We start from the raw sequence: 23,081 nt of genomic DNA on the forward strand, positions 1-23,081 counted from the left end.
GCGCGTGACGGGAATATGAATACGCGCTGAGGGTACGCAATTGCGCCCCATTTTAGGCTTTTCAAGCTGCGAAAAGCGGACATTTCCCTATAGCAGCCATAGGCTGACAAGGGTTTGCACCCCTGGAGGGCACGCATCGGCAAGGTATCAATGCGTATCGAGCGCCTTCAGTCCCCTGCCAATGAGGAAGGTCTCTGCCGATTTATCGCGCGACGCCTTCGGCTTGAGTGGCTTCACAACGCGGAAATTGGCCTTGAACATCTTGACCAATTCGTCGTACCCGCTGCCGTGGAATACCTTGGCCACCAGTGCCCCTTCGGGCTTCATGTGGTGCTGGGCAAAGTCGATGGCCAGCTCGATCAGGTGCGCCACCCGGGCGGCGTCGGCCGAGTGGATGCCCGACAGGTTGGGCGCCATGTCGGACACCACCAGATCGGCCTTGCGCCCGGCCAGCACGGCCAGGAGTTGCGCCAGCAGCGCGTCCTCGCGGAAATCGCCCTGCAGGAAGGTCACGCCCTCGATGGGCTCCATCGGCAGCAGGTCGAGCGAGATGATGGTGCCGTCGAGGTCGCCGACCGCCGCCCCGCCGGGCGACATGCGCCGCCGCAGGTACTGGCTCCAGGCGCCCGGGGTCGAACCCAGGTCGACCACCAGCTGGCCGGGCTTGACCAGCCCGAGCGACTCGTCGATTTCCTTGAGCTTGTAAGCCGCGCGGGCGCGGTAGCCTTCTCTGGTCGCGAGCTTCACGTAGGGGTCGTTGATGTGGTCGTGAAGCCACGCCTTGTTGACTTTTTTGCTTTTGGCTTTGGTGCTCATGAGGGTGTTCGTGTACGCGTCGATAATACGGGGATGCCCGCCATTCAACTTACCCCTGCCGAGCGCAAGGTGCACCGCGCCGAAGCTCACCACCTGGATCCGATCGTCATGGTCGGTGGAGACGGGCTTACCCCTGCCGTGAAAAAGGAGGCCGACGCGGCCCTGAAGGCCCATGGCCTGATCAAGGTGCGCGTGTTCTCCGACGACCGTCTTGCCCGCGACGCCATGCTGCAAGAGCTCGCCGACGAACTCAACGCCGCCCCGATCCAGCACATCGGCAAGCTGCTCGTGCTGTGGCGCCCGAAGCCCGAAAAAGAGCGGGTGATCGACGAAGACCGCATGCCCGGCCCGCGCGACGTGAAGATCGTCAAGTACAGCAAGCGCGGCGGCCAGCGCCCAGAAATCAAGACCCTGCGCGTGCTCGGCAACCAGCGCCTCACCCCGGGCGGCACCATCAAGCGCGCCAAGGCCAAGCGTCCGCTGTCGGCCAAGAAACGCAACCAGGCGGACTGAACTTGGTGGCAGCGCAAGGCGCCCAGCGCCATATCCTCTGCATGAAGTGGGGCACCAAGTACGGCCCCGAGTACGTCAACCGGCTCTATGCCATGGTGCGCCGCCACCTCAGCGGCGACTTCAAGTTCGTCTGCCTGACCGACGACGGCAACGGCATCCGTCCCGAAGTGACGTGCCTGCCGATTCCACCGCTCAACCTCCAGCTGGCCCCGGGCCAGCGCGACGGTGCCTGGAAGAAGCTCACCACCTTCGAGCAGGACCTGCACGGCCTGCACGGCACCGCCCTCTTCCTGGACGTCGACGTGGTGATCGTCGGCAGCCTGGACGCCTTCTTCGAGCAGCCCGGCGAATTCCTGATCATTCACGACTACGCCCGCCCCTGGCGGCGCGAGCGGATCACCGGGAATTCATCGGTCTACCGCTTCGAGCTAGGGGCGCATGCCGACGTGCTGGCGTACTTCCGCGCCAACATGGACAAGGTGCAGGCCGAGTACCGTAACGAGCAGGCCTACCTGTCGGACTTCCTGCACAAGCAGGGCAAGCTTTCCTATTGGCCCGAGGCCTGGTGTCCGAGCTTCAAGTACCACGGCATCCCGACCTGGCCGACCAACTACTGGGAAGAGCCCTTCGTCCCTGAAGGTGCCCGTGTGATGGTGTTCCACGGTGAGTGCAACCCGCCCGATGCACTGGCAGGACGGCGCAATCGCGCCTTTCGCTATATCCGGCCGGCGAGCTGGGTCGCCAAGCACTGGAAAGAGTAAGACCGGAGGCGGCGACGATATCTGTCGCTGCCCGCCTCCCCGGGTTGCTCAGCGCGGCACCCGGGCGGCGCCCATGTGCCACAGCAACGTGCCGACGCACGCCCACTGAACGAAGTACATGCCGGTGCCCACGGCATGCCACAGCTTGAGGTTGTCGCGCGCCACGATGCGCGGCGCCACGGCGTACTGCTGCAACAGCGCCAGCAGCAAGGCCGCCAGCACGAGGAAGATCGCTGTCAATACCGGCCCGGTCATGCCGTCATCAGCCTTCTGGCGGAAATGGATCAGCAGGATCAGCCCGCAGCCGATGGCGATCCAGCTCTGCGCCTCGAACAGCTGGGCGGCGAAGTTGCCGGCGACCGCAGGGTTACCGAGCTTCGCGAACAGCATCGGCACGACCAGGAAGCCGATCGTGGTGAGGCTGCCCCACCAGAGGGCTGCCAGCATCAGCGCGACGCGGTCTTTCATTCGCCCGTTCAGAGGTAGCGGACCGCCACGATCTCGTAGCGCTTGAGGCCACCCGGCGCTTGCACTTCGGCCGTGTCGCCCTCTTCCTTGCCGATCAGCGCGCGCGCAATCGGGCTGGAGATGTTGATGAGCCCGAGCTTCAGGTCAGCTTCGTCTTCGCCGACGATCTGGTACTTGACCGCTTCGCCCGACTCTTCTTCCTCGAGCTCGACGGTCGAACCGAACACCACCTTGCCACCGGCGTCGAGTTCACTCGGATCGATGATCTGTGCCGCCGAGAGCTTGCCCTCGACCTCCTGGATGCGACCCTCGATGAAGCCCTGGCGGTCCTTGGCGACTTCGTACTCGGCGTTTTCGCTCAGGTCGCCCTGGGCGCGCGCTTCGGAAATGGCGTTGATGACCCAGGGACGGTCGACCGTCTTGAGTTGGTGCAATTCGGCGCGCAGCTTTTCTGCGCCGCGCTTGGTGATCGGAATGGTGGCCATGTTTGGTTCTCCATAAAGCGAAACCGCCGAACGATGCCGTTCGGCGGTCGATGGGTGGGACAGATCAGACGAGATTGCGTCCGGTCAGCCGGCTCAGGATGGCGAGCGGGCTCGAATCTGGATTGTATTGCTTCGAAGCGGCCAGATGAAGGGTCTGCTCAAGCATGTACTGGCCCGCCATCACGGCGTGCGAGGTCTGGTCCGAGAAGCACACCCACACCGAACCCGGCGGGAATTCGGCCTTCTCCTGTGGCGAGTTTTCCTGGTACGCCATGTCCGACTTCATGCCATCGTGCAGCTGCAGCATCAGGTGGTCGTACTCGCTGCGCAACGACTTGGTGACGTGCAGCGCCTGCAGCAGCTTGGCCTGCCAGCGCGCATAGGGCTTGGCACGCGGCAGGAAGCGCCTGGCGATGTCCTCGAAAGGCTCGCCCACACGCCACACGCGCGGTGCGCCGTCGGGGTTGACGTTGGTGAACACACGCAGGATGCGCTCGCCGTAGTTGGGACGCGACGGGAACGCATCGACGTGCAAACGCCGATCGTCCGCACGCCACGACTGCACGCGCGTCTCGACCTGCGCCGGCCGGTAGCTGGTCGGCGCAAGCCGCAAGGCCGATGTGTAGTGCGGCAGCAGGCCGTGGATGAGCTGCTGCGCCTGTGCACGAAAGCGCCCCACCATCGCCGCCGCCGTGCGTTGCACCGCCTCGTCCCCGACAGCGCCCTTGAGCTTGCCGTTGGCATCGAGGCTGATGTTGCGCACATCGGGCGACAGCAGGCTGGGCGTCAGCAGGCTGCGCTCCTCGGCCAGCAGCTCGAAACCCAGGCGCGGGAAGTACAGCACCTTGCCGGCTTCCAGCTCCGCGATCCACGCCTCATTGGGCGTGGCCGCATTCCAGTCGGTCAGGTCCAGTTCGACCAGCTGCGTTTCCATGGCGGCGCTCGATCAGGCGGCAGCCAGCTGCGCGTGCATCTCCTGCACCGAGATCACGCCCAGCTCGTCCATGAAGCCCATGCCCTCGACCGCCGCTTCGGCGCCGAAAATCGTGGTGAAGGTCGTCACGCGCGCCAGCAGCGCCGAGGTGCGGATCTGCCGCGAATCGGTGATTGCGTTGCGGCGCTCTTCCACCGTGTTGATGACCAAGGCAATCTCGTTGTTCTTGATCATGTCCACGATGTGCGGGCGGCCTTCGGTCACCTTGTTCACCGTCGCGCACTCGATGCCGGCGGCACTGATGGCGGCGGCCGTGCCCTTGGTCGCGACGATCTCGAAGCCCAGCTTGACCAGTCCGCGCGCCACTTCCACGGCGCGCGCCTTGTCGTTGTTCTTCACCGAGATGAAGACCTTGCCCGACTTGGGCAGGTGCGTGCCCGCGCCCAGCTGCGACTTCACGAAGGCTTCGCCGAAGGTCCTGCCCACGCCCATCACCTCGCCGGTCGACTTCATCTCGGGGCCGAGGATGGTGTCCACGCCCGGGAACTTGACGAACGGGAACACGGCTTCCTTCACGCTGAAGTACGGCGGCGTGACTTCCTTCGTGATGCCTTGTGATGCGAGCGACTGGCCGGCCATGCAGCGTGCGGCCACCTTGGCGAGCTGGATGCCCGTGGCCTTGCTCACGTAAGGCACGGTGCGCGACGCACGCGGGTTCACTTCGAGCACGTAGATGACGTCCTTGCCATCCTTTTGCTGAATGGCGAACTGCACGTTCATCAGACCGACCACGTTCAGCGCCTTCGCCATGGCGGCGCTCTGGCGCTTCAGCTCGGCAATGGTGTCGGCGCTCAGGCTGTAGGGCGGCAGCGAGCAGGCGGAGTCGCCCGAGTGCACGCCGGCTTGCTCGATGTGCTCCATCACGCCGCCGATCAGCGTGCCGCCTTCGGCGTCACGGATGCAGTCGACGTCGCATTCGACGGCATCGTTCAGGAAGCGATCGAGCAGCACCGGCGAGTCGTTGCTCACCTTGACCGCTTCGCGCATGTAGCGCTCGAGGTCACGCTGCTCGTGCACGATTTCCATCGCGCGGCCGCCAAGCACGTAGCTCGGACGCACCACCAGCGGGTAGCCCAGGGCCGCAGCCTTTTCGAGCGCTTCGGGCTCGGTGCGCGCGGTGGCGTTCGGCGGCTGGCGCAGGCCCAGCTCATGGAGCAGCTTCTGGAAACGCTCGCGGTCTTCGGCTGCGTCGATCATGTCGGGCGAGGTGCCGATGATCGGCACGCCGTTGGCTTCGAGGTCGAGCGCGAGCTTGAGCGGCGTCTGGCCGCCGTACTGCACGATCACGCCGAGCGGCTTTTCCTTGTCGACGATCTCGAGCACGTCTTCGAGCGTCAGCGGCTCGAAGTACAGGCGGTCGGAGGTGTCGTAGTCGGTCGACACGGTCTCGGGGTTGCAGTTGACCATGATGGTCTCGTAGCCGTCCTCGCGCATGGCGAGCGCGGCGTGCACGCAGCAGTAGTCGAACTCGATGCCCTGGCCGATGCGGTTGGGACCGCCGCCGAGCACCATGATCTTCTTCTTGTCGGTCGGGTCGGCTTCGCACTCGTCTTCATAGGTCGAGTACATGTAGGCCGTGTTGGTCGCGAACTCGGCCGCGCAGGTGTCCACGCGCTTGTAGACCGGGCGCACGCCCAGGGCGCGGCGCTTCTCGCGGATGGCCGTGTCGGTGGTCTTGAGCTGCTTGGCAAGCCGGCGGTCCGAGAAGCCCTTCTTCTTCAGCGCGAGCAGCGTGTCCTTGTCGATGTCGTCGAGCGATTTGGTTTCCAGCTCGAGCTCGATCTTCACGATCTCCTCGATCTGCACGAGGAACCACGGGTCGATCTTGGTCAGCGCGAACACTTCATCGACGCTCAGGCCCATGGCGAAAGCATCGCCCACGTACCAGATGCGCTCGGGACCGGGTTCGCCCAGTTCCTTCTCGAGCACTTCGCGGTCCTGCGTCTTCTCATTCAGGCCGTCGACGCCCACTTCGAGGCCGCGCAGGGCCTTCTGGAACGACTCCTGGAAGGTGCGGCCCATGGCCATCACCTCGCCCACCGACTTCATCTGCGTCGTCAGGCGCGAATCGGCCTGCGGGAATTTCTCGAAGGCGAAGCGCGGGATCTTGGTGACCACATAGTCGATCGAGGGCTCGAACGACGCGGGCGTGGCACCGCCGGTGATCTCGTTGCGCAGCTCGTCGAGCGTGTAGCCCACGGCCAGCTTGGCCGCGACCTTGGCGATCGGGAAACCCGTGGCCTTGGAGGCCAGCGCCGAGGAACGCGACACGCGCGGATTCATCTCGATGACGACCATGCGGCCGTCCTTCGGGTTGATCGAAAACTGCACGTTCGAGCCGCCGGTGTCGACTCCGATCTCGCGCAGCACGGCCAGCGAGGCGTTGCGCAGGATCTGGTATTCCTTGTCGGACAGCGTCTGCGCGGGGGCCACGGTGATCGAGTCGCCGGTGTGCACGCCCATCGGGTCGAGGTTTTCGATCGAGCAGACGATGATGCAGTTGTCGGCCTTGTCGCGCACGACTTCCATCTCGTACTCTTTCCAGCCGAGCAGCGATTCTTCGATCAGCAGCTCGTTGGTGGGCGAGGCTTCGATGCCGCGCTTGCAGATGGTTTCGAATTCGTCGGGGTTGTAGGCGATGCCGCCGCCCGTGCCGCCGAGCGTGAAGCTGGGACGGATCACGGTCGGGAAGCCGAGCGTCTTCTGCACGGCCCAGGCTTCGTCCATCGTGTGCGCAATGCCCGAACGCGCCGAACCAAGACCGATCTTGGTCATCGCGTCCTTGAACTTCAGGCGGTCTTCGGCCTTGTCGATGGCTTCGGGCGTCGCGCCGATGAGTTCGACCGGCTTGTTGGTGGACGCGCCCGTGTACTTGTCGAGCACGCCGTTGCGCCAGAGGTCCAGCGCACAGTTCAGTGCGGTCTGGCCGCCCATGGTCGGCAGGATCGCGTCGGGACGTTCCTTGGCGATGATTTTCTCGACCGTCTGCCAGGTGATGGGCTCGATGTAGGTGACGTCGGCCGTGGCCGGGTCGGTCATGATCGTCGCGGGGTTGCTGTTGATCAGGATGACCTTGTAGCCCTCTTCGCGCAGCGCCTTGCAGGCCTGCACGCCGGAGTAGTCGAACTCGCAGGCCTGGCCGATGATGATCGGGCCGGCGCCGATGATGAGGATCGATTTGAGGTCTGTGCGCTTAGGCATTCTCTTTCTCCGTCTTTTCCGTCTTGTTCTTTTCCATGAGTGCCGTGAAGCGATCGAACAGGTAGCCGATGTCGTGCGGGCCCGGCGAGGCTTCCGGGTGACCCTGGAAGCAGAATGCGGGCTTGTCGGTGCGCGCCAGGCCCTGCAGCGTGTTGTCGAACAGGCTGATGTGGGTGGGACGCAGGTTGGCCGGCAGCGACTTCTCGTCGACCGCGAAGCCGTGGTTCTGGCTGGTGATGCTCACGCGGCCGTTGTCCAGGTCCTTCACCGGATGGTTCGCGCCGTGGTGGCCGAACTTCATCTTGAAGGTCTTCGCACCGGAAGCCAGCGCCATGATCTGGTGGCCCAGGCAGATGCCGAAGGTCGGGATGCCGGTCTCGATCAGTTCCTTGACCGCGGCGATGGCGTAGTCGCAGGGCTCCGGGTCGCCGGGGCCGTTGGCCAGGAAGATGCCATCGGGCTTGAGCTTGAGCACGTCGGCCGCGGGCGTCTGCGCCGGCACGACGGTGATGCGCGCGCCGCGCTGCGCAATCATGCGCAGGATGTTCTTCTTGACGCCGTAGTCGAACGCAACCACATGGAACTGCGGCGTGATCTGCACGCCGTAGCCCGCACCCAGCTTCCACTCGGTTTCGGTCCACTCGTAGGTCTGCTTGACCGACACCACCTTGGCCAGATCGAGGCCCGACATGCTCGGTACGGCCTTGGCGGCGGCAATGGCCTTGTCGATCAGCGCCTGTGTCACGGCTTCGCCTGCGGCCAGGCCCAGGATGCAGCCGTTCTGCGCGCCGTGGGTGCGCAGGTGGCGCGTGAGCTTGCGGGTGTCGATGTTCGCGATGGCCACCGTGTTGCCGGACACGAGGTACTCGGTCAGCGTGGCGGACTTGCGGAAGTTGGACGCGACGAGGGGCAGGTCCTTGATGATCAGGCCCGCGGCATGGATCTTGTCGGCTTCGATGTCCTCGCCGTTGACGCCGTAGTTGCCGATATGCGGATACGTCAGGGTGACGATCTGCTGGCAGTAGCTCGGGTCGGTGAGGATTTCCTGGTAACCGGTCATCGAGGTGTTGAACACCACCTCACCGGTCGTGGAGCCGGCGGCTCCGATCGAGTTGCCGAGAAAGACCGTGCCGTCTGCGAGCGCCAGGATGGCGGGCGGGAAACTTCCCTTGAGAGACAAAAGCACTGGGTTCTCCGAATGGTTACGGTCGCCCGGAGCCCCAGGCGCGTTGCCTGCGGACTGCTGCTTAAGGGGATTTTGGCGTTGAAGGCGGCCGGGCGACGCTGATTTGCGAGTAAGCCCCCGATTGTAGCCCGGACTGGGTGTGTTATTTGGCCTGTAGGGCCGCTCCGCTTGCGTGCAGGCAGATGGCAGCGGCAGCGGCCACGTTGAGCGACTCCTCGCCGCCCGGTTGCGCGATGCGGATGTGGTGGGCGGCCCGGGCCTCCAGCGCGGCCGAAACGCCCTGCCCCTCGTGGCCCATCAGCCAGGCGCAAGGGTGCGGCAGATCGGCCTTGTGCAGCCATTCGCCCCGGTGCGAGCTGGTGGCCACCAGCGGCACCCGCAGCGCATCGAGCGCGTCGATGTCCACGCCTTCGACCAGCCGCAGGCCGAAGTGGGCCCCCATGCCGGCGCGCAGCACCTTCGGCGCCCACAGCGCGGCCGTGCCCTTGAGCGCGATCACCTGGGTGAAGCCGAAAGCCGCTGCGCTGCGCAGGATGGAGCCGGCATTGCCGGCATCCTGCAGACGGTCGAGCACCACGCTCGGCGCGTCGGGCAGGATTTCGGGTCGCGCCGGCAGGTCGAGCACGAAGCCCATCGGCGCGGGCGACTCCAGGCCGCTCACTGCGCGCAGCAGGTCGTCGGCGACCACTACCGTTTTGATAGCACTCTGCACCCATTCGGCGGGCACCGAAGGCCAGAACGCCTCTGAAAACACGGCCACCGCCGGCCTGACGCCGCGGGCCAGCGCCGCACGGCACAGGTGATCGCCCTCCAGCCAGAGACGGCCGAGCTTGCGATAGGCGCCCGGGTCCTGCGCGAGCTTGCGCAGGTCCTTGAGCAAGGGGTTGTCGCGCGAGCTGATGTGGCTCGGGCCGGTGTCGATGGTCATGCTGGACTCAAGCGGCGGCGCGCGGATCGAGGCGCGCGCCGTGGTTTTCGGCAGCACCGATCACGAGGCCCGTCTGCACATCGCCGGTCACGACGGTGATGCCCCGGCTCTCGGCGGCCGTGCGCGCCAGCGCTGCGGCCACCGGACTGAACGAGCGGCGGTGGTGCACGCAGGCGCCATGCTGCTGAAGCGCCTCGAGGTGCTCGCGCGTGCCGTAGCCCTTGTGGCCGGCAAAACCGTAGTGCGGAAATTCGTCGTGCAGCTGCGTGCACAGCCGGTCGCGATGCACTTTGGCAAGAATGGACGCAGCAGAGATCGCCTTGACCCGCGCGTCGCCCTTGACGATGGCCTCGGCCAGCACGTCGAGGCGAGGCAGCCGGTTGCCGTCCACCAGCACCTTGACAGGCTTCAGTCGCAGGCCCTCGACCGCGCGACGCATTGCGAGCATCGTGGCCTGCAGGATGTTGAGGGTGTCGATCTCCTCGACCGAGGCCTGCGCGATGGAGCAGCACAGCGCCTTGGCGAGGATCTGGTCGTGCAGGCGTTCGCGCTGCAGCGCCGTGAGCGTCTTGGAGTCGGCCAGACCGCGGATCGGCCGCAGGTCGTCCAGGATCACGGCTGCGGCCACCACGGGGCCGGCCAAGGGCCCGCGTCCGGCTTCGTCGACGCCTGCCATCAAGCCGGGCGCGTCCCAGACCAGCGGAGCCTGCTCAGCTTTCAAGAACTTTCTGGATCGCATCGGCGCAGAGTGTGGGCGTGTCGCGCTGCAATTGCACATGCAGCGCTGAAAATCTTTGTTGCAGCGCCTGCGTCTTCGCGGGCGCGTCGAGCCATTCGAGCGTGGCCTGTGCCAGCGCCTCGGGCGAGGCGGCTTCCTGCAGCAGCTCCGGCACCACGAACTCGCGGCACAGGATGTTCGGCAGTCCGACCCAGGGCTGCAGTTGCTTGCGCTGCATGAGGCGCCACGAGAGTCCGTTCATGTTGTAGGCGATGACCATCGGCCGCTTGAACAGCGCCGCCTCGAGCGTGGCCGTGCCGCTGGCGATCAGGGTGACGTCGCAGGCGGCAAGCGCAGCATGCGACTGGCCATGGAGCAGTGTCACCCGCCCCGCCATGCCGGCCGCCTGCAGCAGGCCTTCGACCTCGGCGCGCAGCCCGGGCAGGATCGGCGCAATGAGCTGCAGCTTCGGCTTGGCCTTCTGCATCAACGCCGCAGCTGCGAAGAAGCGGGCTGCGAGGTAGCGGATTTCGGAACGGCGGCTGCCGGGCAGCAGCGCAACGACCTGCGCCTCGGAGTCCAGCCCCAGCGCGGCGCGGGCAGCGGTGCGGTCGGGCGTCATCGGGATCACGTTGGCAACCGGATGGCCGACGTAGCTTGCCGCGACGCCCTGCTTTTCGAGCAGCTCGGGCTCGAACGGAAAGATGCACAGCACGTGGTCGGCGGCAGCGCGGATCTTGTCGATGCGCTCGGGGCGCCAGGCCCAGATCGAGGGACAGACGAAATGAACCGTCTTGATGCCTTCGCGGCGCAGACCGGCCTCGAGGTCGAGGTTGAAATCGGGTGCATCGACACCGATGAACAGCTCCGGGCGCTCGCGCAGCAGGCGGGCCTTGAGCTGGCGGCGGATTCCGGCGATTTCGGCGTAGTGCCGCAAGACCTCGATGTAGCCGCGCACCGCCAGCTTTTCCTGCGGCCACCAGCTCTGGAAGCCATGCGCCAGCATGCGCGGACCGCCGATGCCGCCCGCCCGCAGCGCAGGCCAGCGGGCTTCGAGTCCGTCGAGCAGCAGGCCCGCCAGGAGGTCGCCGGACGCTTCGCCCGCGACCAGCGCGAAGTGGCGCTGCTCGCTCGTGCTCATCGCGCCCATGTCAGCGCGCGATGCCGCGCGTTGAACTGGCGAGGAAGGCCTCCATCAGCGCAACATCGCCGGCGGCCTCGGGCATTTCCGCCGCGAGGGTGGCGATACCGGTGCGCGCCTCTTCGAGCGTCTTGCCCTGGCGGTACAGCAGGCGATGCATCTGCTTGACCGCGGCGAGCCGCTGCGCGGAGAAATCGCGTCGGCGCAGGCCCACGACGTTGAAGCCCCGAACGGCCAACGGATTGCCGTCGACCAGCATGAAAGGCGGTACGTCCTGCGAGACCGCGCTGGCAAAGCCGACCATCGCATGCGCGCCGATCGATACGAACTGATGGATACCGGTCAGCCCACCGACCGTGACCCAGTCGGCCAGGTGCACGTGGCCTGCCAGCGTGGTGTTGTTGGCCAGTGTGGTGTGGTTGTCGACATGGCAGTCGTGCGCAATGTGCGTGTACGCCATGATCCAGTTGTCGTTGCCCACGCGCGTGACGCCGCCTGCTCCGGGCACGCCGAGGTTGAAGGTGCAGAACTCGCGGATCACGTTGCGGTCGCCGATGGTCAGCTCGGTCGGCTCGCCCGCGTACTTCTTGTCCTGGGGAATCGCACCAAGCGACGAGAACTGGAAGATCCTGTTGTCGCGGCCGATGGTGGTGCGCCCTTCGATCACGCAATGCGGACCGATGGTGGTGCCCGCGCCGATCCGCACATGCGGGCCGATCACGGTGTAGGGACCGACCGACACCGAGGCGTCGAGCTGGGCCTTCGGGTCGACGATCGCTGTCGAATGAACCTGGGTCATGCCTTGCAGAAGACGATGCGCCGGATCAGCTGTTGATCTGGCGCATGGCGCACATCAACGAGGCTTCGCACGCCAACTCGCTGCCCACGAGCGCGCGGCCCTTGAACTTCGAGATGCCGGCCTTCATGCGTTCGATCTCGACTTCCAGGGTGAGCTGGTCGCCGGGTTCCACGGGCCGCTTGAAGCGCGCGCCGTCAATGGCCGCGAAGTAGTAGACCGTGTTGTCATCGGGCACGATATCGAGCGAACGGAACGACAGCAGCGCCGCGGCCTGGGCCATGGCTTCGAGCATCAGCACGCCCGGCATCACGGGGCGGTGCGGAAAGTGGCCATTGAAGAACGGCTCGTTCATCGTGACGTTCTTGAGCGCCGTGATGCGCTTGCCCTTCTCCATGCTCAACACCCGGTCCACCAGAAGAAACGGGTAGCGATGCGGCAGCAACTTGAGAATTTGGTGGATATCGAGCGTCGTGTCCGTCATGGTGTTCTGTTCCTGCATCGTCTTCATTGATTCGAGGGGGCTTTTTCCAGCGCCTTCAGTCGTTCGCGCAGGCTGTGCAACTGCTTGAGCGTTGCCGCATTTTTTTCCCAGCTCGCATTGTCATCGATCGGAAACATGCCGGTGTACTGGCCGGCCTTGCGGATGGAACGGGTCACCACGGTTGCTGCCGACACATGCACACCGTCGGCCACCGTGAGGTGACCCAGCACGATGGCGCCGCCGCCGAAGGTGCAATTCGCACCGATGGTGGCACTGCCGGCCACGCCGACGCAGCCCGCCATGGCGGTGTGCTTGCCGACGCGCACGTTGTGGCCGATCTGGATCAGGTTGTCGAGCTTCACGCCGTCTTCGATGACGGTATCGTCGAGCGCGCCGCGATCGATGCAGGTGTTGGCGCCGATTTCGACATCGTTGCCGATGCGCACCGCGCCCAGCTGCTCGATCTTCACCCAGGCACCCTGGTGCGGCGCGAGGCCGAAGCCGTCGGCCCCGATCACCACGCCGGGGTGCAGCAGGCAGCGCTCGCCAATGCTGCAGTCTTCGCTGACCGTGACACGCGACTTCAGCACGGTGCCCGCACCGACGCGTGCGCCCCGCTCCACCACGCACAGCGCGCCAATGCGCGCGGTGGCGTCGACCTGGGCTTCGGGATGGATCACGGCAGACGGATGAATGCGGTCGGCGTCCGGACGCGCATGGTGCGCTTTCCAGAGCTGCGTCAGGCGCGCAAAGTAATAGTACGGGTCGGGCGTGACGATGTAGGCGCCACGCGCCGCGGCAGCCTCGCGCATGGCGGGCGACACGATGACACAGGCCGCCCTGGAGGCGGCCAGTTCCTGCTGGTATTTGGGATGGCTCAGGAAACTGAGCGCATCGGGCTGTGCATTCTGAAGCGGGGCAAGCCGCTCGATGGACAGCGTGGCATCTCCATGAAGCTCGCCCCCGAGGGCGTCAACGATGGCTCCGAGCTGCAGCGACACGCCGGTTCGCGGCGTTACTTGCCGGCCGCAGGCGCAGAGGAGCCGACCGACGCGTTCAGCGCCTTGATCACCTTGTCGGTGATGTCGTGCTTCGGGTTGATGTAGATCGCTTCCTGGAGGATGGCGTCGTACTTCTCGGCTTCGGCGACCTGCTTGACCACGCGGTTGGCGCGCTCATAGACCTGCTGGAGCTCTTCGTTCTTGCGCGCGTTCAGGTCTTCCTGGAACTCGCGCCGTTTGCGCTGAAAGTCGCGATCCTGGTCGACCAGCGAGCGCTGGCGCGAGACGCGCTGGCTTTCCGACAGGGTTGGTGCCTCGCGCTCGAACTTCTCCGAGGCCGTCTTCAGCGCATCGCCCTGAACGGTCAGGTCCTTCTCACGCTTGAGAAACTCGGCTTCGAGCTTGGCCTGCGCAGCCTTGGCCGGTTGCGCTTCACGCAGCACGCGATCGGGGTTCACGAAACCGATGCGAAAGCTCTCCTGGGCCTGCGCGGGCGCAGCCACCAGGGCAAAAGCGGGAATCAGGAACGCGCCGGCTGCGGCGCGAATCAATTGCTTCATTTAGAAAGACGTTCCGATCTGGAATTGGAGGCGCTGAATTCTATCCTTCGGGATCACGACGAACCCGGTGTTGGGATCCAGCACTTCCTTCTGGGACTTGACGGGGAAAGCATAGGCCAGGCGCAGCGGGCCCAGCGGCGAGATCCAGCTGATGCCCAGGCCGACCGAAGCGCGCAGCTTCTTCTGCGACTTCCACTGTTCGTCCGTGATGTTGGGCGCACGGGAGCCGAACACATTGCCGACGTCGAAGAAGCCATACAGGCGCAGCGTGCGGTCGTTGCCGGCGCCGGGGAACGGCGTGCTCAACTCGGCGTTGAAGATGGCCTTCTTGGTACCGCCGATGGCGGCGCCTTCGGTCTGACCGAGCAGCGGCTGGTCGCGCGGGCCCAGCGAGTTCTGTTCGAAGCCACGGATCGACCCCAGGCCACCGGCATAGAAGTTCTTGAAGATCGGATACGTCTTGCCGCCGAACGCCTTGGCGTAACCGACTTCACCATTGATGGCGAAGGTGTACTGCTTGTTGATCGCGAAGAACTGCTGGTACTGGTAGCTGGTCTTGAGGTACTTCATGTCCCCGCCCACGCCCAGTTCGAGGTTGGCGCGCTGCAGGCGACCGGTGGTCGGGACCAGCGCGCTGTCGCGGCTGTCGCGGCCCCAGCCCACCGTCAGCGGCACGCCCCACACGCTCTTCTGGTCGCAGCCGGTGACGAACCAGCCGGTCGCGTCCTTCGCGCACTGGAAGTAGTTGAGGTACGACTGCGGCGTGGTGAGGCCGGCGAGCGCCGAGCGGTTCGGATCGAATGCGTAGCGCTCCAGGCCGATGCCGAAGAAGACGGTGTCGAGTTCGCTGAACGGCACGCCGAAACGGATCGAGGCACCCTGGTTCACCAGCTTGTAGTCGCCGTCTTCGTTCGTGGAGTACGGCCGCGTCGTCGTGTGGTAGACGCTGATCGTGCGCGAGATGCCGTCCTTCGTGAAGTACGGATCGGTGGTGGTCAGCGACAGTGTGCGGTTGTACTTGCTGGTGTTGACCTGCACGCCCAGGAAGTTGCCCGAGCCAAACACGTTCTCCTGCGAGATGCCGAAGGTCAGCGCGACCTTCTCGGCGCTCGAGTAGCCGGCGCCGAGCTGCAGGGTACCGGTGGGTTTTTCGGCCACGTTGACGGTCAGGTCGACCTGGTCGGGCGAGCCAGGCACTTCTTGCGTTTCGACGTTCACCTCGGTGAAGAAACCCAGGCGGTCCACGCGGTCGCGCGAGATCTTGATCTTGTCGCCGTCGTACCAGGAGGCTTCGAACTGACGGAATTCGCGGCGGATCACTTCATCGCGCGTCTTGTTGTTGCCGCCCACCGACACGCGACGCACATACACGCGGCGCGCGGGCTCGGCCTGCAGGGTCAGCGTGACGCGGTTGTTCACGCGGTCGATGTCCGGACGCGCCTGCACGCGGGCGAAGGCGTAGCCGAAGGTGCCGAAATAGTCGCTGAAGGCCTTGGTCGTCTCGGTGACCTGCTCGCCGTTGTAAGGCTCGCCGGGCTTGATGGTGATGAGCGACTTGAACTCGTCGTCGCGGCCGAGGTAGTTGCCGTCGAGCTTGACGCCTGCCACCACGAACTTCTCGCCTTCGGTGATGTTCACCGTGACGGTCAGGTCCTTGCGGTCCGGCGAAATGGCGACCTGGGTCGAATCGATGCGGAACTCGAGGTAGCCGCGCGTGATGTAGTACGAGCGCAGGGTCTCGAGGTCGGCGTTGAGCTTGGCGCGCGAGTACTGGTTCGACTTGGTGTACCAGCTCATGAAGCCGCCGCTGTCCTGGTCGAACAGGCTCAGCAGCGTCGATTCGCTGAAGGCCTTGTTGCCGACCACGTGCACTTCGCTGATGCGGGCGGACTCGCCTTCGGTCACGGTGAACGTGAGATTGACGCGGTTGCGCTCAATGGGCGTGACGGTGGTCACGACGCTCGCGTTGTAGAGACTGCGGCTCACATACTGGCGCTTGAGCTCCTGCTCGGCGCGATCGGCCAGTGCCTTGTCGTACGGTCGGCCGTCGGCCAGGCCGATTTCGCGCAGCGCCTTCTGCAGCGCCGCCTTGTCGAATTCCTTGGTGCCGACGAAGTCGACATCGGCAATGGTGGGCCGCTCTTCGACGATCACCACCAGCACGTTGCCGTTCACGTCGATGCGCACGTCCTTGAACAACCCCAGGTCGAACAGCGCGCGGATCGCGGCCGAGCCGCGTTCGTCGCTGTAGGTGTCGCCCACACGCAAGGGCAGCGACGCAAAGATCGTGCCGGCCTCGACGCGTTGCAAGCCTTCGACGCGAATATCGCGCACCGTGAAAGGCTCGACGGCCCAAGCGGCCGTGGCCGCCAGCGCACTGGCCACCACCGCGGCAACGCTACGCAGGCGAAAGCGACTGAAGTTTGTATTCATCTGTGAATTGGGCCGGCACGGAAAGGGCCGGCAGAAAGTTAACCAAAGAGCCGCGTGACGTCGTTGAAGAGTGCGACCGACATCATCAGCAGCAACAAGGCGACACCGCCGCGCTGCAGCCGTTCCATCCAGGCGTCGGAGACGCTTTTCCCGGTCAGGCCCTCCCAAAGATAATACATCAGGTGTCCTCCATCGAGGACCGGGAGCGGCATCAGGTTGAGCACCCCGAGGCTCACGCTGATCAGAGCGAGAAAGACCAGGTACTGTGTCAGTCCGAGGCTCGCGGACTTGCCCGCGTAGTCAGCAATTGTTAAGGGACCGCTCAGGTTCTTGATCGACGCTTCGCCGATCAGCATCTTGCCCATCATGCGAACCGTGAGCGCGGACACCTCCCAGGTGCGCACTGCGCCGCGCCAGATGCCGTCGACCACACCCTGGCGCACCGTGACCATCTCGGGCGGCGCGCCGACGTAGGCGCCGATGCGCGCGACCTTGGCCGCGCCCTCCTCGCGCACTTCCGGCTTGACCTCGAGCGAGAGCGGCTGGCCGCCGCGCTGGAGCTGCCAGGTCTGCGTGCGCGCCTGCCCGGTGGCATCGACCGAGGCACGAATGACTTCGCGCAGTTGCTGCCCGTCGAAAATGGGCGTGTCGCCGATGGCGAGGACCAGGTCGCCGTTGCGAAGGCCCGAGCGCTCGGCAGCGCTGCCCGCCATGACCTCGCCGATCTCGGGGCGGGTCAGCGGTGCGACCACGCCGATCTTGCGGAACATCTGCGCATCGGCGTCCTTGGCCTCGATACGGCTCAGCGGCAGGACCAGCTGACGGCCGGGGCGACCACCCTCGCCCGCCACTTCGAGCGTGAGGTCGCGCCCGTCGAGCGCGCCGCGCGTCATGCGCCAGCGCAGGTCTTCGAACGACTGCACGGGCGACAGGTCGCCGTCGAAACCGGCCTGGGTGATGTGTTCGCCGCCGCGCAGGCCGGCTGCCTCGGCCAGCGACGCCGCCACCGGCCGGGCCAGCTTGGCAACGGGCTCGTCGACACCGATCCAGTTGACCGCCGTGTACAGCACGACCGCCAGCAGCAGGTTGGCGACCGGACCCGCAGCCACGATGGCCGCGCGCGAACGCAGCGGCTGGGTGTTGAAGGCGCGATGCCGCTCCTCGGGGGCCACAGGGCCCTCGCGCTCGTCGAGCATCTTGACGTAGCCACCGAACGGAAAAGCCCCGATCACGAACTCGGTCTGCTGCCCCGGATGCTGACGCCTGGGCTGCCAGCGCAAGAGGGCCTTGCCGAAGCCGACCGAGAAGCGCTCCACCTTGACGCCGCAGGCCACCGCGACGCGGTAATGGCCGTATTCGTGGACCGCGATGAGGACGCCGAGGGCGACCACAAAAGCTATGACGGTGAGCATCAGGGTCCTCTGCGCTGTAGGGAATCAGGCCGCGAAACGTGCCGCGGCGGCATTGGCCGCCTCGCGGGCACTGGCGTCGAGTGCCAGCAGGTCGGCCAGCGATGCCGGTTTGGAGGGCAGGATCGCCTCCAAAGTTTCCAGGTTGACCGCATGAATGCGATCGAAGCGCAGACGCCGATCGAGAAAGGCGGCCACAGCCACCTCATTGGCCGCATTCAGTACCGCGGTGGTGCCCGAGGCGGCGCGCAAGGCCTGCCACGCCAGCCCCAGGCCCGGGAAGAGCGCCGGATCGGGTGCATCGAAGGTCAGCGAACCCATCTGACGGAAGTCGAGCCGTGCCGCGCCGCTCTCGATGCGCTCCGGCCAGGCCAGGCCGACCGCAATCGGTACGCGCATGTCGGGCGTGCCGAGCTGCGCGATGACCGAGGCATCGGTGAACTGCACCATCGAATGAACCACGCTCTGCGGATGGATGACGACCTCGATCTGCTCCGGCGACACGCCGAACAGGTGGCGCGCCTCGATCACCTCGAGCGCCTTGTTCATCATCGTGGCCGAGTCGACCGAAATCTTGCGGCCCATGACCCAGTTCGGGTGCGCACAGGCCTGCTCGGGCGTCACGGCGCCTAGCGTGTCGGGCGCGCGGGTACGGAACGGACCGCCCGACGCCGTCAGGATGATCTTGTCGATGCGCCGCGACCAGGTGGACGGGTCTTCGGGCAGCGACTGGAAGATGGCCGAGTGCTCGCTGTCGATTGGCAGCAGCGTGGCGCCGCCCTCCTGCACCGTGCGCATGAACAGCTCGCCGCCCACGACCAGGGCTTCCTTGTTGGCCAGCAGCAGGCGCTTGCCGGCGCGCGCCGCGGCCAGGCACGGCGCGAGACCGGCTGCGCCGACGATGGCGGCCATGACGGCATCGACTTCGTCGTCGGAGGCGATTCTTTCGAGCGCATCGTCGCCCATCAGGACGCGGGTCGGCAGGTTGTTCTGCTCGAGCTTTTCGGCCAGCAGCGCGGCATGCGGCGCGCTCGCCATGACGGCGAAGCGCGGCGAGAAACGCGCGCATTGGGCCAACAGCTCGTCGACCTTGGTGGCCGCCGAGAGCGCAAACACCTCGAAGCGTTCGGGGTGACGGGCAATGACGTCAAGCGTGCTGACACCGACCGAACCGGTCGAGCCGAGCACCGTGACACGTTGTTTGGGAGTGTTCACAGGAACGCCAGCATCATGGCGATGGGAAGCGCCGGCAAGAGGGCATCCACGCGGTCGAGCACGCCGCCGTGGCCCGGCAGCAAGCGGCTGCTGTCCTTGGCGCCGGCACTGCGCTTGATCAGCGACTCGACAAGGTCGCCGACGACGCTCATCGCCGCCAGGAACACGGCACCGATCAGCAGCAGCCACCAGCCGCGCTCATGCAGGCGGGTGTAGAGGCTGGGCACCGTGGCGCCAAAACTCTTGTCGGCCCAGACCCAGGCAAACGCCAGCACGACCACGCCGGCCATGCCGCCCCAGACACCTTCCCAGCTCTTGCCGGGACTGATGGCCGGCGCCAGCTTGGCGCGCGTGAATTTCAGGCCGAAGGCACGGCCGGCGAAATAGGCGAACACGTCCGCCACCCAGACCAGCACCAGGATGGACAACAGGAAGTTGATGCCGACCATGCGCGCCTGCACCGCGGCGAGCCAGGCGACCCACAGCGCCAGCAGCCCGCCGACCAGCCGCAACCCGCGTGGAATGCGGGGCCAGCCCGGCACCGCGACGCGCAGCAGCGCTGCGCCGCCGAGCACCCAGGCCGCACTGGCCAGTGCCCACATGAGGAACAGGCGCTGCTCCAGCAGGCCCAGCCACCACGACAGCCCGCACAGCACCACCATCTCGGCGCCCAGGAACAGCGACATGCCCTGCCCGTAACCGTTCAGCCGTCCCCACTCCCATGCCGCAGCGCCGATCAGCACCAGCATCACGCAGGCGAACGGCAGGTAGTTCCGGTAGAACAGCGCTGGCAGCAGGATCGCGAGCAGCACGATCGCCGTGAGGATGCGTTGTTTGAGCATGCGAAAGGGAAGTGACGGGCCGTCGTCAGGCCGCGGAAGTCGAGACCTGCGCCGAGGTCTGCCCGAAGCGACGCTCGCGGCCCTGGAACGCGGCGATGGCCTCGTCCAGCGCGGCCTCGTCGAACTCGGGCCACAGCTTGTCGCTGAAGAACAGCTCGGCATAGGCACTCTGCCAAAGCAGGAAATTCGACAGCCGCTGCTCGCCGCCGGTGCGGATGAACAGGTCGGGGTCGGGCACGTGGGCCAACGCCATGGCACGGTCGAGGTTCATCTCGGTCATGGGCAGGCCCTGCTCGGCGAGCTTGGCCGCGGCGCGCGCGATGTCCCAGCGTCCGCCGTAATTGAAGCAGATGTTGAGAATCAGACGCGTGTTGTGGGCCGTGATCTGCTCGGCCGACACCAGGCCGGCCACCATCTTGTCGGACAGGCCGGCGCGTTCGCCCACGAAATGCAGCCGTACACCGTCGGCGTTGAGGCGCGGCACTTCGCGCGCCAGCGCCCCGACCATCAACTGCATCAAGCCGGAGACTTCTTCAGGCGGACGGTTCCAGTTCTCCGAGGAGAACGCGAACACGGTCAGCACGCCCACGCCGCGGTCGGCGCAGGCCTTCACGCAGCGCCGCAGCGACTCGACGCCCTGCTTGTGCCCCGCCACGCGGGGCAGGAAGCGCCGGGTGGCCCACCGGCCGTTGCCATCCATGACGATGGCAACGTGGTGCGGTGGGGTCGTCGTCTGCGGCGAGGAGGCCATGCGGAGCCTCAAACGGCCATGATCTCCGCTTCTTTCGCGGCGACCAGACGGTCGATTTCCGCGATGTGCTTGTCGGTGACCTTCTGGATGTCGGCTTCGGCGCGCTTCTGGTCGTCTTCCGAGGCCAGCTTGTCCTTCACGAGCTTCTTGACCGCTTCGTTTGCGTCACGGCGCAGGTTGCGCGTGGCGATCTTGGCGCTCTCGCCTTCGTTGCGGACCAGCTTGGTCATTTCCTTGCGGCGCTCTTCGCTCATGGCAGGCAGCGGCACGCGGATCAGGTCGCCCATCGAGGCCGGATTCAGGCCCAGGTCGCTTTCGCGAATGGCCTTTTCGATCTTGGCGCCCATGCCCTTTTCCCAGGGCTGGACGCTGATGGTGCGTGAGTCGAGCACCGAGACGTTGGCCACCTGGCTCAGCGGCACCTGCGAGCCGTAGTACTCGACATGGATCGAGTCGAGCAGCGCCGAGTTGGCGCGGCCCGTGCGGATCTTGGTGAGGTTGTTCTGGAAGGCGGCGAGCGACTGGTTCATCTTCGCGTCGGTCGCACTGCGAATGTCTGCAATGGTCATCTCATTTACTCCTAGGCATGCACCAGCGTGCCCTCGTCCTCGCCCATCACGACGCGCTTGAGGGCGCCGTTCTTGAGGATCGAGAACACCTTGATCGGCAACTTCTGGTCGCGGCACAGCGCAAAGGCCGTGGCGTCCATGATGCCGAGGTTCTTGGCGATCGCCTCGTCGAAGCTCAACGTGGCGTAACGGGTTGCATGGGGGTCGATTTTCGGATCGGCCGTGTACACGCCGTCCACCTTGGTCGCCTTGAGCACCAGCTCGGCGCCGATTTCGGCACCGCGCAGCGCGGCGGCCGTGTCGGTCGTGAAGAAGGGGTTGCCCGTGCCAGCAGCGAACACCACAACCTTGCCCTCTTCGAGGTACTGCAGGGCCTTGGGCCGCACGTAGGGCTCGACCACCTGCTCGATGGCAATGGCGGACATCACGCGGGCCACGAGGCCCTGCTTGTCCATCGCGTCGGCGAGGGCCAGCGAGTTCATGACGGTGGCCAGCATGCCCATGTAGTCGGCTGTGGCGCGATCCATGCCGACGGAGCCTCCCGCGACGCCGCGGAAGATGTTGCCGCCGCCGATCACGACCGCCACCTGGACGCCCATGTGCACGACCTCGGCCACCTCCTCCACCATGCGCACGATGGTGGCGCGATTGATGCCGAAGGCGTCGTCGCCCATCAGTGCCTCACCCGACAGCTTCAACAAGATTCGCTTGTGGGCTGGGCGGGCATCAGACATGGACATATTCCTTAGGGGGTTGGCGGGGGCGAGTGTAAAACGTGACGGTGAAAAAGCGGCGGCACGCTGTCGCGCACCGCCGCCTGGAGGCCAGCCGAATCAGGCGGCAGCCTTGGCAGCAGCGACCTGGGCGGCGACTTCTGCGGCGAAGTCGTCGACCTTCTTCTCGATGCCTTCGCCGACCACATACAGGGTGAAGCCCTTGATCGTGGTTTCGGCAGCCTTGAGCATCTGCTCGACGGTCTGCTTGTCGTTCTTCACGAATGGCTGGTTGTGCAGCGAGACCTCCTTGAGGTACTTCTGCACACCGCCTTCGATGCGCTTGGCAACGATGTCGGCCGGCTGCGGCTTCTTGCCTTCGGCTTCGGCAACCTTGCGGTCTTCTTCGGCCTTGCCAGCGGCCACAGCGCGCTCTTTTTCGATCAGGTCAGCGGGCACGTCCGATGCCTGGACGGCGACCGGCTTCATGGCGGCGATGTGCATCGCGACGTCCTTGGCCGAGGTGTCGTCACCTTCGAATTCGACCATCACGCCAATGCGCGTGCCGTGCAGGTACGACGCCAGCTTGCCGTTGCCGGCGAAGTGCTTGAAGCGGCGGAAGCTCATGTTCTCGCCGATCTTGCCGATCAGGCCCTTGCGCACGTCTTCGAGCGTGGGGCCAAAACCGTCCTGCTCGTAGGCCAGCGCACCCAGCGCAGCCATGTCGGCGGGGTTGTGCTTCGCGACCAGCATGGCGGCAGCATTGGCCAGGGCCAGGAAGCTGTCGTTCTTGGTGACGAAGTCGGTTTCGCAGTTGATTTCGATCATGCCGCCGGCAGCGCCATCGACAAAAGCCGTGACCACGCCTTCAGCAGTGATGCGGCCCGATGCCTTGCCCGCTTTGTTGCCGAGCTTGATGCGCAGCAGCTCTTCGGCCTTTTCCATGTTGCCGTCGGCCTCCGTCAGGGCCTTCTTGCATTCCATCATGGGCGCATCGGTCTTCGCGCGCAGTTCGCCGACCATGCTTGCGGTGATTGCAGCCATTTGTGTATCTCCGTAAATTCAAAAATCAGGTTAAAAAAAAGGGGCACCAAGCC

23 protein-coding genes are annotated in these 23,081 nt (G+C 65.6%); 2 read left to right on the forward strand and 21 right to left on the reverse strand.

What is annotated here, in order from left to right:
- Positions 1-147 precede the first annotated feature (147 nt).
- Complete coding sequence (locus ASD34_RS20820; protein ID WP_056581267.1) at positions 148-816, reverse strand: RlmE family RNA methyltransferase; 669 nt, start codon at positions 814-816, stop codon at positions 148-150.
- Positions 817-849: 33 nt separating this feature from the next.
- Here ASD34_RS20820 and ASD34_RS20825 point away from each other — a divergent pair, with 33 nt between their 5' ends.
- Together ASD34_RS20825 and ASD34_RS20830 are read left to right on the forward strand one after the other, a co-directional pair.
- Positions 850-1,329, forward strand: a complete 480-nt coding sequence (locus ASD34_RS20825; RefSeq protein ID WP_056581270.1) for a YhbY family RNA-binding protein — start codon at positions 850-852, stop codon at positions 1,327-1,329.
- Between the two features lie 41 nt (positions 1,330-1,370).
- Positions 1,371-2,090, forward strand: coding sequence for a glycosyltransferase (locus ASD34_RS20830; protein ID WP_157609727.1), 720 nt, complete (start codon positions 1,371-1,373; stop codon positions 2,088-2,090).
- Positions 2,091-2,138: 48 nt separating this feature from the next.
- Here the strand turns inward: ASD34_RS20830 and ASD34_RS20835 are convergent, their stop codons facing one another.
- The 20 genes from ASD34_RS20835 to tsf all read right to left on the reverse strand — a co-directional run bounded on the left by ASD34_RS20835 (position 2,139) and on the right by tsf (position 23,028).
- Complete coding sequence (locus tag ASD34_RS20835; protein ID WP_056581274.1) at positions 2,139-2,558, reverse strand: DUF4149 domain-containing protein; 420 nt, start codon at positions 2,556-2,558, stop codon at positions 2,139-2,141.
- Between the two features lie 8 nt (positions 2,559-2,566).
- A complete protein-coding gene (gene greA / locus ASD34_RS20840; RefSeq protein WP_056581276.1) occupies positions 2,567-3,043 on the reverse strand; it encodes a transcription elongation factor GreA in 477 nt (158 codons plus the stop codon).
- Between the two features lie 64 nt (positions 3,044-3,107).
- Positions 3,108-3,977, reverse strand: a complete 870-nt coding sequence (locus ASD34_RS20845; RefSeq protein WP_056581278.1) for a Kdo hydroxylase family protein — start codon at positions 3,975-3,977, stop codon at positions 3,108-3,110.
- Between the two features lie 12 nt (positions 3,978-3,989).
- Entirely contained in the window at positions 3,990-7,238 is a 3,249-nt protein-coding gene (gene carB / locus ASD34_RS20850; RefSeq protein ID WP_056581281.1) for a carbamoyl-phosphate synthase large subunit, read from the reverse strand.
- Positions 7,231-8,424 carry a glutamine-hydrolyzing carbamoyl-phosphate synthase small subunit gene (gene carA, locus ASD34_RS20855; protein WP_056581284.1) on the reverse strand — a complete coding sequence of 398 codons (1,194 nt, stop codon included), beginning with the start codon at positions 8,422-8,424 and terminating at the stop codon, positions 7,231-7,233. The genes carB and carA overlap by 8 nt, the downstream gene beginning before the upstream one ends.
- Before the next feature lie 142 nt (positions 8,425-8,566).
- On the reverse strand, positions 8,567-9,352 hold the full coding sequence (locus ASD34_RS20860; RefSeq protein WP_056581287.1) for a TrmH family RNA methyltransferase: 786 nt from the start codon (positions 9,350-9,352) through the stop codon (positions 8,567-8,569).
- A gap of 7 nt (positions 9,353-9,359) precedes the next feature.
- The gene (gene rnhB, locus ASD34_RS20865) at positions 9,360-10,091 is read right to left on the reverse strand and encodes a ribonuclease HII (protein WP_056581290.1); all 732 of its coding nucleotides are present in this window, start codon (positions 10,089-10,091) and stop codon (positions 9,360-9,362) included.
- The gene (lpxB, locus tag ASD34_RS20870) at positions 10,063-11,211 is read right to left on the reverse strand and encodes a lipid-A-disaccharide synthase (RefSeq protein ID WP_082548972.1); all 1,149 of its coding nucleotides are present in this window, start codon (positions 11,209-11,211) and stop codon (positions 10,063-10,065) included. Before lpxB ends, rnhB begins: the two co-directional genes overlap by 29 nt.
- Positions 11,212-11,221: 10 nt before the next feature.
- Complete coding sequence (gene lpxA / locus ASD34_RS20875; protein WP_056581293.1) at positions 11,222-12,010, reverse strand: acyl-ACP--UDP-N-acetylglucosamine O-acyltransferase; 789 nt, start codon at positions 12,008-12,010, stop codon at positions 11,222-11,224.
- Between the two features lie 25 nt (positions 12,011-12,035).
- Positions 12,036-12,491 carry a 3-hydroxyacyl-ACP dehydratase FabZ gene (gene fabZ, locus ASD34_RS20880; protein WP_056582588.1) on the reverse strand — a complete coding sequence of 152 codons (456 nt, stop codon included), beginning with the start codon at positions 12,489-12,491 and terminating at the stop codon, positions 12,036-12,038.
- 23 nt (positions 12,492-12,514) lie between these two features.
- Positions 12,515-13,492 carry a UDP-3-O-(3-hydroxymyristoyl)glucosamine N-acyltransferase gene (gene lpxD / locus ASD34_RS20885; protein WP_056581297.1) on the reverse strand — a complete coding sequence of 326 codons (978 nt, stop codon included), beginning with the start codon at positions 13,490-13,492 and terminating at the stop codon, positions 12,515-12,517.
- A 14-nt stretch (positions 13,493-13,506) separates the two neighbouring features.
- The gene (locus ASD34_RS20890; RefSeq protein ID WP_056581299.1) at positions 13,507-14,052 is read right to left on the reverse strand and encodes an OmpH family outer membrane protein; all 546 of its coding nucleotides are present in this window, start codon (positions 14,050-14,052) and stop codon (positions 13,507-13,509) included.
- On the reverse strand, positions 14,053-16,485 hold the full coding sequence (gene bamA, locus ASD34_RS20895; protein ID WP_056581303.1) for an outer membrane protein assembly factor BamA: 2,433 nt from the start codon (positions 16,483-16,485) through the stop codon (positions 14,053-14,055).
- Positions 16,486-16,523: 38 nt separating this feature from the next.
- Positions 16,524-17,900 carry an RIP metalloprotease RseP gene (gene rseP / locus ASD34_RS20900; RefSeq protein ID WP_056581306.1) on the reverse strand — a complete coding sequence of 459 codons (1,377 nt, stop codon included), beginning with the start codon at positions 17,898-17,900 and terminating at the stop codon, positions 16,524-16,526.
- 21 nt (positions 17,901-17,921) lie between these two features.
- Positions 17,922-19,109 (reverse strand): 1-deoxy-D-xylulose-5-phosphate reductoisomerase, encoded by a 1,188-nt coding sequence (ispC, locus tag ASD34_RS20905; protein WP_056581309.1) that lies wholly within the window; start codon positions 19,107-19,109, stop codon positions 17,922-17,924.
- Positions 19,106-19,951, reverse strand: a complete 846-nt coding sequence (locus tag ASD34_RS20910) for a phosphatidate cytidylyltransferase (protein ID WP_056581312.1) — start codon at positions 19,949-19,951, stop codon at positions 19,106-19,108. The genes ispC and ASD34_RS20910 overlap by 4 nt, the downstream gene beginning before the upstream one ends.
- Before the next feature lie 25 nt (positions 19,952-19,976).
- Entirely contained in the window at positions 19,977-20,702 is a 726-nt protein-coding gene (gene uppS, locus ASD34_RS20915; protein ID WP_056581315.1) for a polyprenyl diphosphate synthase, read from the reverse strand.
- Between the two features lie 8 nt (positions 20,703-20,710).
- Entirely contained in the window at positions 20,711-21,271 is a 561-nt protein-coding gene (frr, locus tag ASD34_RS20920) for a ribosome recycling factor (RefSeq protein ID WP_056581318.1), read from the reverse strand.
- 11 nt (positions 21,272-21,282) lie between these two features.
- A complete protein-coding gene (gene pyrH / locus ASD34_RS20925; RefSeq protein ID WP_056581321.1) occupies positions 21,283-22,005 on the reverse strand; it encodes a UMP kinase in 723 nt (240 codons plus the stop codon).
- 99 nt (positions 22,006-22,104) lie between these two features.
- Positions 22,105-23,028 (reverse strand): translation elongation factor Ts, encoded by a 924-nt coding sequence (gene tsf, locus ASD34_RS20930; protein WP_056581324.1) that lies wholly within the window; start codon positions 23,026-23,028, stop codon positions 22,105-22,107.
- Positions 23,029-23,081: the final 53 nt, after the last annotated feature.

Origin of the sequence: Variovorax sp. Root473, from assembly GCF_001426505.1 — a bacterium.
GTDB lineage: Bacteria > Pseudomonadota > Gammaproteobacteria > Burkholderiales > Burkholderiaceae_C > Variovorax.